At 64.7% G+C, this 15,117-nt stretch carries 18 protein-coding genes; all 18 read right to left on the bottom strand.

Annotated elements, in window-relative coordinates; genetic code table 11:
- Window positions 1–29: 29 nt before the first annotated feature.
- Window positions 30–2,309 (bottom strand): helicase-related protein, encoded by a 2,280-nt coding sequence (locus GIW79_RS11540; RefSeq protein ID WP_058655498.1) that lies wholly within the window; start codon window positions 2,307–2,309, stop codon window positions 30–32.
- A gap of 135 nt (window positions 2,310–2,444) precedes the next feature.
- Window positions 2,445–2,750 carry a hypothetical protein gene (locus tag GIW79_RS11535; protein WP_023103916.1) on the bottom strand — a complete coding sequence of 102 codons (306 nt, stop codon included), beginning with the start codon at window positions 2,748–2,750 and terminating at the stop codon, window positions 2,445–2,447.
- 90 nt (window positions 2,751–2,840) lie between these two features.
- A complete protein-coding gene (locus GIW79_RS11530; RefSeq protein ID WP_023103917.1) occupies window positions 2,841–3,161 on the bottom strand; it encodes a hypothetical protein in 321 nt (106 codons plus the stop codon).
- A 50-nt stretch (window positions 3,162–3,211) separates the two neighbouring features.
- Entirely contained in the window at window positions 3,212–4,321 is a 1,110-nt protein-coding gene (locus tag GIW79_RS11525; RefSeq protein ID WP_028690959.1) for a DUF6094 domain-containing protein, read from the bottom strand.
- A 62-nt stretch (window positions 4,322–4,383) separates the two neighbouring features.
- Window positions 4,384–5,031, bottom strand: a complete 648-nt coding sequence (locus GIW79_RS11520) for a hypothetical protein (protein WP_023103919.1) — start codon at window positions 5,029–5,031, stop codon at window positions 4,384–4,386.
- 78 nt (window positions 5,032–5,109) lie between these two features.
- Window positions 5,110–5,370: a hypothetical protein gene (locus tag GIW79_RS11515; RefSeq protein WP_023103920.1), complete on the bottom strand. Its 261-nt coding sequence runs from the start codon at window positions 5,368–5,370 to the stop codon at window positions 5,110–5,112.
- Between the two features lie 16 nt (window positions 5,371–5,386).
- Complete coding sequence (locus tag GIW79_RS11510) at window positions 5,387–5,794, bottom strand: hypothetical protein (RefSeq protein WP_023103921.1); 408 nt, start codon at window positions 5,792–5,794, stop codon at window positions 5,387–5,389.
- A gap of 101 nt (window positions 5,795–5,895) precedes the next feature.
- Complete coding sequence (locus GIW79_RS11505; RefSeq protein WP_023103922.1) at window positions 5,896–6,219, bottom strand: hypothetical protein; 324 nt, start codon at window positions 6,217–6,219, stop codon at window positions 5,896–5,898.
- 94 nt (window positions 6,220–6,313) lie between these two features.
- Window positions 6,314–7,003 carry a DUF3275 family protein gene (locus tag GIW79_RS11500; protein WP_023103923.1) on the bottom strand — a complete coding sequence of 230 codons (690 nt, stop codon included), beginning with the start codon at window positions 7,001–7,003 and terminating at the stop codon, window positions 6,314–6,316.
- Between the two features lie 57 nt (window positions 7,004–7,060).
- Window positions 7,061–7,978 carry a DUF3577 domain-containing protein gene (locus tag GIW79_RS11495; protein ID WP_023103924.1) on the bottom strand — a complete coding sequence of 306 codons (918 nt, stop codon included), beginning with the start codon at window positions 7,976–7,978 and terminating at the stop codon, window positions 7,061–7,063.
- Window positions 7,979–8,346: 368 nt separating this feature from the next.
- Entirely contained in the window at window positions 8,347–8,700 is a 354-nt protein-coding gene (locus GIW79_RS11490; protein WP_009459699.1) for a DUF3085 domain-containing protein, read from the bottom strand.
- A 124-nt stretch (window positions 8,701–8,824) separates the two neighbouring features.
- Complete coding sequence (locus GIW79_RS11485; protein ID WP_023103925.1) at window positions 8,825–9,637, bottom strand: hypothetical protein; 813 nt, start codon at window positions 9,635–9,637, stop codon at window positions 8,825–8,827.
- Window positions 9,638–10,186: 549 nt separating this feature from the next.
- Complete coding sequence (locus GIW79_RS11480; RefSeq protein ID WP_000108283.1) at window positions 10,187–10,432, bottom strand: DUF2274 domain-containing protein; 246 nt, start codon at window positions 10,430–10,432, stop codon at window positions 10,187–10,189.
- Entirely contained in the window at window positions 10,429–11,709 is a 1,281-nt protein-coding gene (locus GIW79_RS11475) for a TrbI/VirB10 family protein (RefSeq protein ID WP_003092274.1), read from the bottom strand. The genes GIW79_RS11480 and GIW79_RS11475 overlap by 4 nt, the downstream gene beginning before the upstream one ends.
- Window positions 11,710–11,711: 2 nt before the next feature.
- On the bottom strand, window positions 11,712–12,704 hold the full coding sequence (gene trbG / locus GIW79_RS11470) for a P-type conjugative transfer protein TrbG (RefSeq protein ID WP_000776560.1): 993 nt from the start codon (window positions 12,702–12,704) through the stop codon (window positions 11,712–11,714).
- Window positions 12,701–13,405, bottom strand: a complete 705-nt coding sequence (gene trbF / locus GIW79_RS11465; RefSeq protein WP_001211312.1) for a conjugal transfer protein TrbF — start codon at window positions 13,403–13,405, stop codon at window positions 12,701–12,703. Before trbF ends, trbG begins: the two co-directional genes overlap by 4 nt.
- Before the next feature lie 18 nt (window positions 13,406–13,423).
- A complete protein-coding gene (gene trbL / locus GIW79_RS11460) occupies window positions 13,424–14,791 on the bottom strand; it encodes a P-type conjugative transfer protein TrbL (protein ID WP_001000746.1) in 1,368 nt (455 codons plus the stop codon).
- Window positions 14,788–15,114 (bottom strand): hypothetical protein, encoded by a 327-nt coding sequence (locus tag GIW79_RS11455; RefSeq protein WP_014603538.1) that lies wholly within the window; start codon window positions 15,112–15,114, stop codon window positions 14,788–14,790. The genes trbL and GIW79_RS11455 overlap by 4 nt, the downstream gene beginning before the upstream one ends.
- Window positions 15,115–15,117 lie beyond the last annotated feature (3 nt).

Here is a 15,117-nt window from a genome sequence, read left to right as displayed (position 1 = left end):
GCGGCGTTAGGCCAGCGTTGGCGTGGGGATCAGGCGGCGACCAGTTGCCGGGCCAGTGCGACCTCGACCGAATCACCATCCTGGTTCAGGACGTCCAACCCTGATTCGGGCACGTCGCCCGAGGTGGACTGCGAGACCATGATCTTCTTGGCCATCAGTTCGAGGCAGGTCATCTGCGAGGAGCCGGCGTAGCCAAGGTAGATCACGCGCACGGGTTGCTTCTGCCCGATGCGCCAGGAGCGGCGTGCCGCCTGCTGCAGCGAGTACACGTTGTAGCCCGACTGCATGAACACGATCGTCGGAAACTCCAACAGGTCCAGTCCCGTTTTAACCAGCTCGGGGTTGGTGATGAGCACATCGATGCCACGGTCCAGTTGTTCGGCGATCCAGTCCTCGCGGCGGCTGGCATCCACGCTTGCGCGCAGCACCGCCACCTTGAAGCCTTCCTGCTCCAGCAGCACCTTCAACCGGCTGGTCGTGTCGCGCGTGCCGGTATAGACCGTGTAGGCCAGCACCTTGCGGCCCTGCGCCTTCTCCTCTTTGCAGATGTCGATCAGCTCACGCTCCTTGGGGCTGATCTCGAACTCGTTGAACTGAGCCGGGACGAACGCCAAGGTGTTGCGCGTGCGCGGATGCACCACGGTCTCCGACCGGAAGCAGCAATCTGGCCAGGCCAGTAGCACGTTGAGCACCACACCCAGCAAGGTCGTATCGCGTCGTGCAAGAGCCTGTTTCAGCTCCGCGGTCAGCCGACCCGCCAGATCGCGGTAGGCCGCGGCTTGCGCCGTGTCCATCGCGACTTCGCGGAACTCCTCGTCATACGGCGGCAGGATGTTGCCGCCGATGTCCTTGAGCTTGAGGAAGATCGTGAACGGCAGGATGCAGCGCAAGACGCCCTTGGGGCCGAAGCCCGGGGCCTTGACCGTGCGCACCGATACCTTGGTGCCCTTGGCCGTCTTGTGCGCCGTGCCGGTGCTCTCGGAGTAGATGTCCTTCAAGACCCCGTGATCGCGCATGAACGCCATCGCGGCCGAGGTCATGCTGCCGCTCGTGGTCGGGCGGTAGCCGTCTTCGATCATCCGCCCCGGAAGGGCTCGGAACAGCAGGTAGAACAGGTCGTCCCCGTAGCCGCCCATCAGCGTGCCAGTCAGCAGCAAGGTCTTGCGAGCCTTCGCTGCCAGCACGCCCATGGCCTGGCCTTGGGCACTGCCGCCGTTCTTGTACTCGTGCGCCTCATCGGCGATGAGCAGGTCGAACGTGCCTTGCGGCAGGTAGCGTTTGATGAACTCGGACGGCTGGTAGCCGCCTTCGCCAAAGCCGAACTCCATGTTGGCCATCGCACGTTCCATGCGGGTGGCCTGACGGTCGGAAAACACCAGCTCGCCGTTGCCGTCCATGAGGTTGATGAACTCATGGATGTTGTCGCCGAGCATCGAGGCCAGGAAGCCGTCTCCGAACTTCTGCATCAGCTTCTGCGCGGTGACTGCCCCGATGGTCGGGATGCGCTTCAAGGCTTTCAGCACGGCCGAGGACTGGTCGCTGCCGGACAGGCTGCGTGGGCGGATCAGCGTCCACAGGGGCGCTGCGCAATGGCTGCACTTCCTGCGGCACTCCTCGGCTTGGAGCGCGATCGGGTTGACCGGCTCGCCGTCGAGGTCGGTGATGACCGTGCCGCAGTCCGGGCAGGCCGCCACGTCGCCGTGGCGGGTGCGCCGCGTGGTGAAGACAGGCTTCCAGTGGAACCCCATCCGCATCCTGACGCGCCCCAGGACAAAGAACTCCTGGCCGGTCGGCTGCACACCCAACTGCTCGCGCAGCTTGATGAGCTTGACCAAGGTATCGGGGCCGTTGAGCACCCAGACCTTCGCGCCCGCTACTGTCTCCTGGATCTCGCGCCGCCACTTGTAAACAAGGTGCGGGGGCGAGAGAACCAAGGTCCGGCGGTAGCCTTCGGCGTTGAGCACAGCGGCCGTGGCGATGCCGACGGTCGTCTTGCCGCAGCCCATCTCGCCATTGACGATCGCGGCGCGCTCGCCACGGTCAATCAGCAGCTCCGCGGCGGCGTGGACGACTTCGGCCTGGGCCTGGAACAGCTTGCGCTTGAGGCTGGCGACGATGAGCTGGCGATGTGCTTGCGGTTGGCCGGTATAGACCGGCGGGTTGGCGCTGTTGAGGGCGTCGAGCAGTTCGTCGCCGAACTCGCCGACGAAATCCTGAAGGCTCAGGGTCAGAGGGGAAGATTCCGCGTCGAGCAGTTCGCCCTGTACGGGCGCGGCTTCAGCGGCATTGGTTTCGAGATCGAGGGACATGGTGATGCTCCAAAGAAAAAGGGGCATGCACCACCCCCAGCGGGGCAGTGGCATGCCCCGTGGTGGGAAGTAAATCGACGCGTGGCCGACGGTGGTTGAAGGTGCTGGCCTGGGTGGCCAGCGGCTGAACCGTGCTCAGTCCTCGGACGGCAGAACGATGACGGTGGCGTGGCGCTCCGCGTCGGTAACGATGCGAATGGCCAGCCCCGGATGGATCACGTAGTGCGATGCCAGCGATGCGCCTGATTGAAGCGCGGTGCTGTTGGCCTGCCATTGCTGGACGTTGACGTCGCCCCAGTCGCCACGGGTGTGGCGCCTGAAGTACGGGATCGGGTCGAGGCGACCCGAGCGGACCAGGCGGTCAATGCCTTTGCTGAAGATAAGCGCCCCGATGGGGAACGCCAGGTTCTGACAGTAGGTTTCGATGCGATGTGATGCCATGGGCTCCTCCTTGATGAGTCATTGAGCCACGACACCCCTGCCGGAGTGAAGTGGCTCCGTCAGGAGAATGAGGATGACGATGTGGGGACGTCAGATCAGGTCCCGCTCTTCGGGAAGCTGGATCACCGTGGTCTGGTGGTCCTCGCTGGTCTTGACGATTAGCGCCAGGTCCGGCGTGATCCTGAACTGCGAGATCATCAGGTTGTCCTGTTGGATCGCCACGTCGTTGGCTTGGCGTGTGGCCTCATCGATCTCGCCCCAGTCCCCGCGCACATGGCGCTGGACATAGGCTAAGGGGTCGATCAGGCCTCTTCGGGCCAGCCAATGCACCTTCTCGCTCAACTTCAACGTACTCGGTGCGAACAACGGTTGCTTGTGCGGCGCTGGCCGCTTGAACGGATTCGGGAACATGGTGTTTCTCCTTCGATGTGGTACAGCAGGACGGCAGCGCGTCCGGTGGATCAGCGGATGGTCAACACCTCGCCCCGTGTCGCGGAGCCAGGCGTCATGTCCCACGCGCGGATGACGGGCACAAACTTGTCGGTGAGGATGCGGGTCTCGGCGATGGAGCCGTCTTCGCGTTCGGTGAATTCCCGCTGGAGCGTTTTGTCCTTGTGGGTGTCACCTTTGACGACGAGCACGCGCCCCGTCTGGGAGCGCACAACGCCGGAGATCGCGCCCGCTGCCAAGGCCAGGGCGAGATGCCAGTGGGACAAGGCTCGCGCCGGTGGACGCAGCGACTGCTGCGCGGCCCCCAGGTGCGTGTCCAGCGACGGCCAGAGGCCTTGCAGCCGACCGACCTCATCGGCGAACTGCTCCGGCTCCATCGTCACGCGGAAGAAATGCTCCGGCTCGACCGGACTGGCGGGGACGATGTACGGCAGGAACGGCCATTCGCTCGGCAGTTCCTCGGCTTCGACTTCGCCAAGCCCAACCTGCAGCAGCAGGTTGCGCACGGCCTTGACGCCATCGGGGGCCTGCTCGCGCTGGCGCACCCTTCGGCCAAAGATCACCACCTGCTTGAACTGCGTTTCCACCGCTCGGTAGATCCGCAGATCGGTGTAGTGGCGTGTCAGCCAACCAACCAGCTCCGCGTCGAGCACGTAGCCGGGGACGATGAAGACCAGCATGCCGCCGTACTGCAGCAGCGACAGCGAACGCTGATAGAACAGCTTTTCGAGGCGGGCACGTCCCTGACCTTGATAGCCGATGTTGCCGTTGACGTCCTTGGACAGGTCGCCATACGGCGGGTTGAGCCAGAGCAACCCGAAGGACTGTTTGGAGACCATCGTGTCCATCAGGTCCGCGTGCAGGCAGTGATCGACCAAGCCTCGGGCATGGCGTGCCCGCTCCGCGTCGAACTCGACCGCGAATGCCTTGGCCTGGTCACGCCCGAGGGCATAGGCGGCTTCGGCGATCGCCACGCCTTCGCCGGCGCAGGGATCAAGGATGCACATCGGCCCGTCGCTGGGCATCAGTGCGTTGAGGGCTCTTTCGAGCGTGGGTTCGTCGGTCGGGTAGTACCCGTTCTTGGCGAAATTGCGGGCGAGCCGCGGGAACATGAGGGCCATGGAAGTCTCCTGGTTGGCGGGGATGAAAGACGGAAGCACGCCGAGACGTGCCTCCGAGGGGGTCAAGCCGCTACCGCTTCCGGCGTCCAAATCTTGGTCGGATAGGGATAGGCGGTGAGCGCGTCACTGCGGATCAGGGAGCCCAGCGCCAGGGTCAGCGCCGGCACGTCGATGGCGAGCCGATGGCCTTCCAGCGGCCCGAGGGCGAACGGAAGGCGGGCCAGCATCTCGCGGCTTTGCAGCAGTTCCAGCACGGTCTCGCGCCAGTGGTCGAGTAGCGGCAACGGGCAGGTGTCCCGCACCAGCATCCACAGGCGGTCAAGCCGGTGGGCGCTGTCGCGCGGCAGCAGTGCCAATGCGCTGGCGTTGGCCTTGTCGGGCTTGACGCAGCGCCGGTCGAACAGCCACACGTTGGACAGCGAACCGAACAGCGTTCGCCGGTAGGCGCGGGTCATGCGCTTTTCCAGGCGATCGACGTTGCCGATGAACACCGGGACGCTGCCGCCCTGGTCGGTGATGACGTGGAACTGGTCCAGTCCCTGCTCGTCGCGCCCGAGGGTCAGGCGAGCGAGGAATTGCTGGACGGCGGTGTCGCGTGCCCAGATGGACAGGAAGATCAGGTTGCCCTGGTCATCGCCAACGCAGGCGTCGGCCATCACGTCCGGGCATTCGTCGATGCGGTACAGCGTGGAAGAAGTGTTTGCGGGCATGGTGGTGTCCTCGGATGAGCGGGAACAGCACCGCCCGTCGGGGCAGGTACTGCCCCGGGGGGGGTGGAAGAAAACCGCTCAGTCCGGCTCGAACTGCCGGGTGTGCGGGTTGAAGTGAAGCGCCTCGTCCACCGCGGTGATCGGCGTGAAGCCGTCCAGGTAGATGTTGTTGAGGTACTGGTCGCGATAGGTCAGCGCCTGCCGTGCCTGCTCCTCGGTGAGGCCGTTGTCGATGAAGTACGCCAGCATTTCCTCGTCGGAGGAAACTTCGTCGTTGGACAAACTGCCTTCAACGAGCTTTAACAGCGAGGCGGGGAGCGCAGCCAGGATCGGGTCCATGTTGGTTCCTCCTGGCTCAGGCCAATAGTGCCGCGGCGGGTGCCGTGGCAACCGTGGGTGTACGACGCCGCGCGTGGTAGGCGCGAACGCCTGCACGCCAGTCGGCGGACTGCTCCGGTGCGAGGTCCAGATAGGACAGCGGGCACGAGTAGTAGTACGGGTGCATGGACTCGTCCAGCGGCTTGTAGCCCCACTGGTTGCCGCTGCGCTCCAGAAGATCGCAGCGGATGTAGCGCAGGGACTGGCCCGGCGCGAGATCACGATGCACGCCTTCGGCCCTGGCCGTCACTTCCGCGACGGACCAGAGGACGTTGCCGCGCAGCGTGTGGGCGATGACCTTCACGCTGGCGCGCTCGGTCTCCTGCGGTGCGATCAGTTCGGCGATCAGTTCAGACCGCGATTGGGGAGAGAAATACCAGCCCATGAGAGGCCTCCTGAAGAAGTAGAGCCAGAGGCCTCCCCGTGGGGAAGAACCCCCAGCGGGTGATGGAATGCCGCGTGTGCGGCGATGGAATGCAGTGCGGGCTAGGAACCGCAACCGGCCGGGCAGCAACCCAGCGTGATCCCATGCGAACAGCAGCCGTTTTCAGCGAGCCAGTCCTGGGTTTCCTGCCGTTCGGCAGGTGTTGCGTAGTCCCATTCCTGGGTCGCGATTTCCAGCGCATGAACGCGCTGGCTTTCCGGCAATCGACTGGCTTGCGCGTCGATCTCCGAGCTGAAAAGCGTGACCCAGTGATCCCAGGACAGGCCGCAACCACGTTGGGCATGCTCGGCGGCCGTCTTGCAAACGGCGCGCCACGCGGTTTCGTCCAGCGCGGAACGGGGTGTATCGCAAGTGATGGTGGACATGATGGAGACCTCCAGAAGAAAGCCGAGGCCACCCCCGCATGGGGAAGGAACCCCAGCGGGTGGATGAAGAACACCGCGGATGCGGTGTCTGCAATCACGCAGGTTGCAGTTCGGCCTGGCGGCTCCACTCCTGCGTCTTGAAGTCCAGCGCGTAGCCCAGTTCGCCCAGGCGGGCGATCTGGGCGCGCAGGGCGCGGCGGTCGATGGTCGAATCCAGCTTCACAGACTCGCCCAGCGGCCACAACAGGCCGAACAGCGCGGCGTCGCCATCCTCGGTGCTGCCGGGGGCAGCAGCCGCAGCAGGCGGCGCGTCCACGCCGAAGGGCGTGGTATCGACCAGCGGGTCCGCGGACGTCTGCACGGGTGCAGGTTTGGCGGACCTGGATGCCTTGGCGGGTTTGGCCGGCGTTGTCGCAGGCTGTGTCCCTTGATCTTCATCGAGCGGATCGACTTCCTGCGGGGCGAAGCTATGTGCTTCGGCCTTGCTCAGCTTGTCGATGCCGAAAAGTGTCATACCGTCCAGGTTGGCGCGCATCTCGAAACGCATGCTGCCGTCGCTGATCGGATAGCCTTTGAGGAAGATGTAGCGAAGGACGAACTCCCCTTGATACTTGCCCTCGGGGTATTGCTCCAACTCCGCGTCTTTAATCGTGAATTTTCCGAGTTGGCATTCGAGCTTGCCAACATTGAACTTTCCGTTGCGGCCATGAATGGTGCGCAGCGCGAGCTGGCCCGGGACGATGATGGGAGTGGCCGATTTCTCGGGTGCCGATGTGACTGCCATGATGCTTCTCCTTGAGGAATAGGAAAAAGGCAAGGCCCCGTGAGGGGCCATGCCGGATCAGAACGAAGCAGCCAATGCCGGCTCCTGCTCTTCGACTTCACCTGCGGGCTCGCGCTCGGCGGGCTCGATAGGCTGGTCGGCAGCGGTGTCGGCGGCGTCCTCGGCTTCGGGCGCGGGTGCGTCCTCGGCCTGCGACGCCTCGGCTTGCGCCTGGCTCGTCGGATAGACCTGGGTGCCGTCGATCTTGATCAGACCGATGTGGATCAGCGTCGATTCCAGGCTCGCTCCCGGCTCCCCGGCGCGCTCACCCTTGGTGCGGATGTACGGATCGATCTTCATGTCGTTCAACTTGAAGGCGATCAGCACCTTGCGGTCCCCTTCGATGGCCTGCACGCACCGGCGAACCAGGTGCTCGGCTTCAGGGGTGGCGACGATGGTGTCGAAGTACCGATAGTCCGGTTCACCGACAGGCCCGGCCAGAGCCGCGACGCAGCACGACAGGAACGGATCGCCATCCTTGGGGGTGACGTCCTTCGGACGGCTGAGGTAGCCGATGCCGCGGGTGATCAGCTCGTGCTGCTTGATGGAAGCCAGTTCGGCCCGGTCAAGCGGCTCGGCCTTGAGCAGTCGCGCCTTGAGGGACGCGGCGGCTTCACCCTTGCGCTCGCCCTTGTCGCGGATGTACGCATCGCCCCACAGGTCGCCGAGGCGGAAGCGCACCAGCGGGCGCTGCTTGGGATCGTCAACGCCGATGTAGCGCTGGACGAGGTTCTTGGCCTCGGCACCCGAGACCTTGACGTCGAAGTAGCGGTAGCTGGGGTCCCTGGCGGGGCCGACCAGCGCGGCAACGGTGCATGCCAGGAAAGGCTGCGCACGGCGGCCGCCCCGGACAGGCACTTCACGGACACGCTGGATGTAGCCGATGCCCGAGGTGTGGAGGTCGAAATACGATTTCTCGTTGGACGTGGTGTTCATGGTGAATCTCCATAGGGAAGAAGCGGAGACACACCAGCCCCACGCATGCGGGGAAAGGTGCGTAACCCCGCGGTGGGTCGATAAGGCGAAAGCATCCGCCACCAGAGACTGGTGGCCGCTCGCGGATGGATGCGGTGCGAGCTGGCTCGGTCACGCAGTGGGAACTGCGACGCAACCTTGAAGACCGATGGTTGCTTGGCATGTCGCTGACAACGTCAGCAGGCATGGGGTCAGCATGGCCGGGCCTCGCGCGCGCGACAGCAATCAATCGGCATCCGGGCGCTTCCCATTTTTTCCAGGCTGCCCAGTTCCGCCCAAAAGAAAGCCCCCGAAATGGGGGCTTCAAGGGGTATGCGGACATTTTTGGACTACGCCGATTCCACCGCCGCCAGCGACAGATACGTAGCGGTGGCGGACAGCTCCAGATCATCTGAGCTTTGCAGAATGCGAGTGAAAACGCTGTCTTTCGGGTCGAAGAACTCGCCGAAGTCGTCGCCGCCAAGCTCGGCGCGTGCCAGTTCCCACCAGTCATCGAACGGGTCGGTATCCGGGTTGCAGCCGACGGCATAGGCCAGCAGCTTCACGCGGCCATCGGGGCGGCGCTCTCCGCGCTCGGCGAGGAAGTACACGCCCTGGTCCTTGGCCAGGGCGACGCGGCATTGGTTGGCGATGGCTTCGGCAAGCACGGGGCGCAGGTCGGAGCCTCTGAATCGCAGTGACATGGTTGAAATCTCCTGTATGGATGAAGAAAAAAGCCCTCCACCGAAACGGATGGAAGGCTTGTGGGGCAGTCGCCGGTAGGCTGTGGACTGATCAGTCGTGCCGCTAGGCTTCCTGTCTGGCACGTCAGGCTGGAACCGCCTGACGTTGCCGAAAGGCTTTGGCGTCGATCACGCTCACGTCGATCAGGCGCCAGCGCCCGTCGTCGATGAGCCGCTCCAGCACTTCACCGAGCATGTCGAAATACACCTCGTCGTGCCTATCGACCAACTCACCGTCGCGGTGCAGCTCCACCACGTAGGTGTCGCCGCCACGGTCGTAGAGGATCGTCACCTGACCCTCGAACTTGGTGGTTGAGACCGTGAAGCTGATCGCCGGCGGGGTCTCGATGATCCTGGAGGGCTTGGGATCGACCCAGGCGAAGTCGCGGGCACCTGCATCGACCAGCATGTGGGTGATGCACCGGAACCCGTCGGGCGCGGGCATCTCCTCCAACTGCTCGATGAGTTGGCCCAGCTCCATGCACTGCGGCTCGGGAATGGGCAGCTTGGCGGGTGCTTTGCCAAGGATATGCCTCGTGATGGTGTAAGGCGTGCCATCCGAAGTCTTCTCGGTGACGACTTCCGGGGTGTCCGCGCGAAGCCCGTCGAAACGTCGCCGGGCGTAGGGTTGGACATGGACCTTGGCGCCCTCGCTGGGAACGGTGGTCACCAGGTTGGGATCGAGCACGGCGAACTCGGAAGGCTTGAGCTTGACGACGATGGCATCGTCGGTCGCGGAGACTACCTTGCCGTTGAAGGGCTGAGGGTCAATGGCGAAGCCCAACGTCGAGGACTGCGGCTGATCATCGAATACGCGGTATTTGAACGAACGCACGTTGCGAGGGACATGGCCCGCGACAAGCGAAGGCATCATGGATTTGATGAGGGAACGGTCCATGGGAATCTCCTTGAGGAAGAACAAGGGATTCCCCGCCCGCAAGGGAGAGGTCCCTTGTGGGTGGCGTGAACGGACGGGGTACGTCCATAGGAAGAAACGACCAGCACGGTTTCCCGCACTTGCAGCCTTGAAGGTCTCGGCTGCCAGGGCATGTGTCGGCAACGCCGACGAACATGGAGCAAGGATGGCTCTGGAATGGGCGGCCTGCCTGCAAGAAATCGCACAGCGTCGCACCCGCTTTCCTGCGCTGCGGACAAAAAAGTGCCGGTGTCAATTCTTTCGCGCAAATCAAGAAGGACTTGAAACCGTATATGGGACAGTAGGTTAGCTCCTTTCGGGGCCGCTTAGAAGAAGAGCGGCGTTGTCGGCTAGGAGCGACATAGGAGCGTTGGGAGAGAAAGCCGCATCGCACTGTGTAGTGCTGGATTGCCGAGGAACGGCGGGCCTGTCGCATCATCATAGCCCAACAGGCTCGGCGGCATCCAGAATGAAGAACGCGCAGCCTGGGCTGCGCGTTCGATGGATGCCGTTGAATAGCATGCGGTGCAATCATGGCGGCTTCGGTGGTGTGCTGCGGGTCGCCGTGCCCTTCCTGAATCCTCGATCCCCCGCCATGAACGCTTCCAGCATATGCGGGATCAGCGTCGCCGCATCAACGGCCTCGCCATACGCCTGCGCGTGTAGCGCGGCGTAGCGGTCGAGGTCGACTTTCAAGCTGGTCGGGCAAACGAAAGTCAGCTTGGTGCTCTCGGTCTTCGGCAGCGGGCCGAGCCGCAGCTTCTTGGTCGTGCTCATCGTGAAGTCCCCCGGTTGAAGAACAGCGGCTGGTACGGCCGCAGCACCAGATCCCGGTTGACGATGATGCGAACCGGCAGGCCCGGCCGTTGCGTTAAGGTCGGCTGGATGTTGAGGTTGCGCCGGGTCATCTCCTGGCCGACCTGATTGATGCTGTCCTGCGCGCTGTCGCGCCCAGCGATGATGACGCGATCACCATCCTGCCGGTTCTCCGGCGCGGCCAGCTCGGCACCGACGCCCAGCAGCGTGGTGAGTGCCGCACCGGCAAAGATGCGGCCCCAGTGGTAGTCCACATCGTCCTCCAGCCCGGCATAGCCGGCTGGGTCGGTGCCGGCCAGGTTGTCGAGCGTGAGCGAAGACGTGTCCGGCAGGATGATCCGGTTCCAGACGACTTGAACGCGGCTCTGCCCGTAGCTGACCTGGCTGTTGTATTTGCCCAGGATGCGCGAACCCTGCGGAATCAGCAGGAAGCGCCCGGTGGCTGTGTCATAGACCGGCTCCGTCACCGTGGCGATCACGTCGCCGGGCAAGTCCGACTTGATGCCCGTCACCAAGGCACCTGCGACCACTGTTCCGGCCATAACCTGATACGGCGAAATTGGCAGAGTCAGATTGCCGGAATTACGGGTTTCAGTGGGGCCAGCTTTCATGAAAGCCTCTTTCTGGTCTTGCCGGTTTTGCACCGCTGTCGGGTCAGCAGGTTGGGCCGCCGTGGAGGCCGGCCCGGCCGCCAGCGGGTCAAACGCCGCATTGGCGGCGAAGCCCGGCGCAGCGGCCACCTGTGTCTGCGCTACCGGCGCCGCATTCTGCCCACCCGAGCGGAAGAACACGGACGAGGCCGCGGCCGCCTCGGCTTCTTTTCGCAGGGCATCGTTCGGGTCGTGACCGGGGGCCGCGTAGGCAGCCGTCGCCGGTTGCTGCGACTTCACGATAGCCGGGCCAAGATCGCCCGGCAGCGGTGGCCCTAGTTCGGGAACGGCAGGCAGCAACGCCGGCGGCAGCTTGGAATAGTCCGTCGGCAGCGCATCCAGTCCTTCCGACTTTGACACGCGATCGACGTTGTAAAGCTCGGTCTGCTCGCCTGTGCTGCGTCGATGAGGTTGCAGCGACCACATCAGCGCGCCGAGCACGGCGACCGCTAGGACGCCGGCAAGGATGGCCAGCGAGCGCCGGTTCAGGCGTGTGACTGGACGCGGCTGGGCGCGCAGCGCCACTGCCTCCGGCGCCACCTTGTCCGCCTGCGGCGCGGCAAGGTCGGGAGTGTCATCCTGGCTCATGGTCAGTTCCTCCGTGCAACACCATCGGTGCGCTCGATCCGCACCACGTCGCCGCCATCGCCGCCCAGCCGCAGTTCGGCCGCGCCGAACAGGCGATCCACGACGTAGTACGGCGAGCGAAAACGGTAGTTCACCAGTTGCCCGTCGCCCTGCGCGCCGATGACAAACAGCGGCGGCAGCTCGCCCTGGGCGATGCCCGGCGGGAACTGGATATAGACCTTCTCTCCATCATCGAAGGCGCGCAGAGGCTTCCACGGCGGGTTGCTGCCCGATACCGCGTAGCGGAAGCGGATCTTGTCCAGCGACAGGCCCGTATCGACAGGCGTTGTTGCCTGCGCTGCCTGCGCCTGGCGCTGCAACGCGAGCATTCGGTCTTTCGGATAGTCCCAGGACACCGACGCCATCCATGCCCTCTCGGTCGAGGTCAGCTCCAGCAGGTAGGTGCGCCGACTGGTGGTGATGACGAGATTGGTTTTCAGACCGGAGCGGATAGGCTTGACCAGCACATTGACGCGCAGATCGGCCCCGCCGCCGCTGGACGTGTCGCCCACGATCCAGCGCACGGTATCGCCGGCGGCGACCGTTACCAGTTCCTCGCCCGGTTGAAGCGAAACCACCGTCACGCGCCCCGGCGACGCATAGACCTGATAAAGCGCGCCATCGGTGAACGGCCACACCTGAATCGCGTTGACGTAGCCCTCACGGGTAGGCGCGATACGCGCTTCTGCATTGGCACGGGAAACGCGCACCTTTTCGTCGGCCGGCTCCGGCGCAACGGGGGCCTCATCGAGTTCCGGCAGGGGCTTCAACTGCGCCGGCAGCGCCAGCGGTTCAGGGACGGCGACGACTTCGACGGGCTTGGGCGGTTCGGGCAACGGCTGGGCCAGCACCGTCTCGTCGAGCGAGATGGATGGCGGCGGCTTCCCCTGCGAGGCGCAGCCCGCGAGGGCCAGCAGCGTCAAAGGAACAACGTAAAGGCGGAAACGAAGTTTCATGGTTTGGCTCCTTCGGAAGAATCCAGTTCGCGGCTCCATGACAGGCCGTTGACGTAGATACCCAATGGGTTCTTGAGCAGGCGCTGTTCAGTACGCGGGGTTTGCAGGACGGTCGAAAGCACGGCGTTCCAGCGTTCGGTGCCGGCGGGCGCACCGTTGACATAGCGCTGCTCTGTCCAGCGCACGTTGAAAGACGTGTCGCTCGCGCGAACCACGCTGGTGATTTGCACCGTTACCGATTCCTTGCCGATGCGGGCGAATGGGTCATTGGTGCGGGCGTAGTCGTTGAGCACCGCCGCGCCCTTGTCGGTGGTGTAGTCGTAGGCATCGAGCCAGTTCTGCCGCACCACGATGGGGTCGATGGACAGCGAGCGAACCAGCGTCACGAAGCGCGCCAGGTGGTGCGCGATCTGCGCGTCGCCGGGCCGGTACGGCGTGGCGGCCTCTCCCACGGCGCGCACCTGCCCGGCTTGATCGACCTCGATGACATAGGGCGTCACGATGGACTGCGCCGAGCGCCACACCAGGCCGCCGGCCATCAACAGCGCGAGCACTAGGCAGCCGAAGGCCATCAGGCGCCAATTCTTCGCCTGCACGCGGGCGGAGCCGATACGGTCGTCCCACACCTGGGCGGCGGCTTGATACGGGGTGGCAGGCTGCGGCGTATCGGCGTAGCGCACCTGCGGTCGTTTGAATCGCATGGGTGTTCTCCTTGAAGGTTAGGTATCGGAATCCCGCAGGCTCGGGCCTTGCCCGGAGCCGCCGCCGTCGCCGCCGCGCAGCGTGTGGGCGGCAGTGGTCGCGGCATGGGTAGCCTGCTGGCGGCGGTGCATCCGCTTGGCCCAGGCCGGTTGCTCTTGCTTCTGCGAGCCTGCGGTGCCGTCTGCGGTCTGGCCGGGGCCAGCACCGTCGCTGCCGGCTTCTGTGCCGTTCCAGCCAGCGCGGAAGGAGTCGGCCACCTTCTGCCCAACAGCGGAAGCACCAGAGGTGACGCTGCGGCCTGCGGCTTGTGCGCCAGTCTTGGCGACATTGCCGAGGCCAGCCGCCGCGCCCTTGGCACCGCCGCCGGCCGCAGCGGAACCGGCCTGGAACGCCGATCGGGCACTGCCGGCCGCCGAAGTCGCGGCACGCGCACCGGCACCGGCCAGCTTTGCGGCCGCCGGGGCCATTCGTGCCCCGGCCATGACGGCGCCGCCCACGCCCGTTACGGCGGCGCCGATGGCAACGCCGGTGCCGACAGCCCCGACCGCAGCACCAGCCATCGCGCCCGCACCAAGCTGTGGCGCACCGGACACCAGGCCGGTGGCGATACCGGGGCCGAAAATGCCCAGCGCCAGCAGCGCGAGCGAGGCCAGCATCACGACCAGCGCGTGGTCGATGGATGGTTCGTCGGGATGCACCTGGAACTCGGCGAACAGGCCTGAACCGATGCCGACGATGACGGCCAGCACCAAGACCTTGATGCCTGACGACACCACGTTGCCTAGCACCTTTTCCGCGAGGAACGAGGTCTTGTTCCAGAGTGCAAACGGGATCAAGACGAAGCCGGCGAGCGTAGTCAGTTTGAACTCGATCAGCGTGATGAAAAGCTGTACGGCCAGCACGAAGAAGCAGAGGATCACCACCAGCCAGGCGATGAACAGAACCACGATAGGGTCGATGTTCACGAACACCTCGGGGAACCCAGCCATGTCCCCGATCTGTTCCAGAATCGGCGCGGCTGCGTCGATGCCGGTCTTCGCCAGCCGGCCCGGCTGAAGGAAGTTCTCCATCGTGATGGCCGAGCCGGTAGCGGTAATTCCCAAGCCGGCGAACGAGCGGAACACGATGCTCGCCAGCCAGTTGAAGTTGCCGATGATGTAGGCGAACGCGCCGACACAGAGCACCTTGCGCAGCAGCTTGGCGATCACGTCGTCGCCCTGGCCGGTGGCGTGGCTCATGGCCCAATACAGGCCAGCGATCGTCATGTCGATGACGATGAGCGTGGCGGTGAGAAATGCCACTTCGCCCTGCAATAAGCCGAAGCCCGAGTCGATGTAGCGCGAGAACGTATCGAGGAAACGGTCGATGATGGTCACGTCGTTCATGGCGAATCCTCGGGCGGAGTGAGCGGAACGGCGCCCTCTGGCAATTCATCTGCGGGCGTATCGAAGCTCGGCGGAATCGGCGGGAGTTCAGCCAGCGAGTTGTATTCATCCGGCCCGGTATGGCCGGCGAAGAAGCGCCGCCGGAAGGCTTCAGCGGCGGCGCGGCAGGCATCCTCGCCCACGGCCTGCCGGTCGGCCGCGCATTGCCCGCGCAACGCCTTGAGCCGCACCGGATCTGCGGCCAGGGCGTCGGCCAGGTTCTCGGCCGGCTGCTGGCCGCACGCGGTCAGCAGCACGGCCATCAGGACGGAAGCGCATCGCATGGC

Source organism: Pseudomonas sp. PA-7-1E (genome assembly GCF_021605325.1).
GTDB lineage: Bacteria > Pseudomonadota > Gammaproteobacteria > Pseudomonadales > Pseudomonadaceae > Aquipseudomonas > Aquipseudomonas fluorescens_BV.
This window is presented reverse-complemented; position numbering and strand designations above follow the sequence as displayed.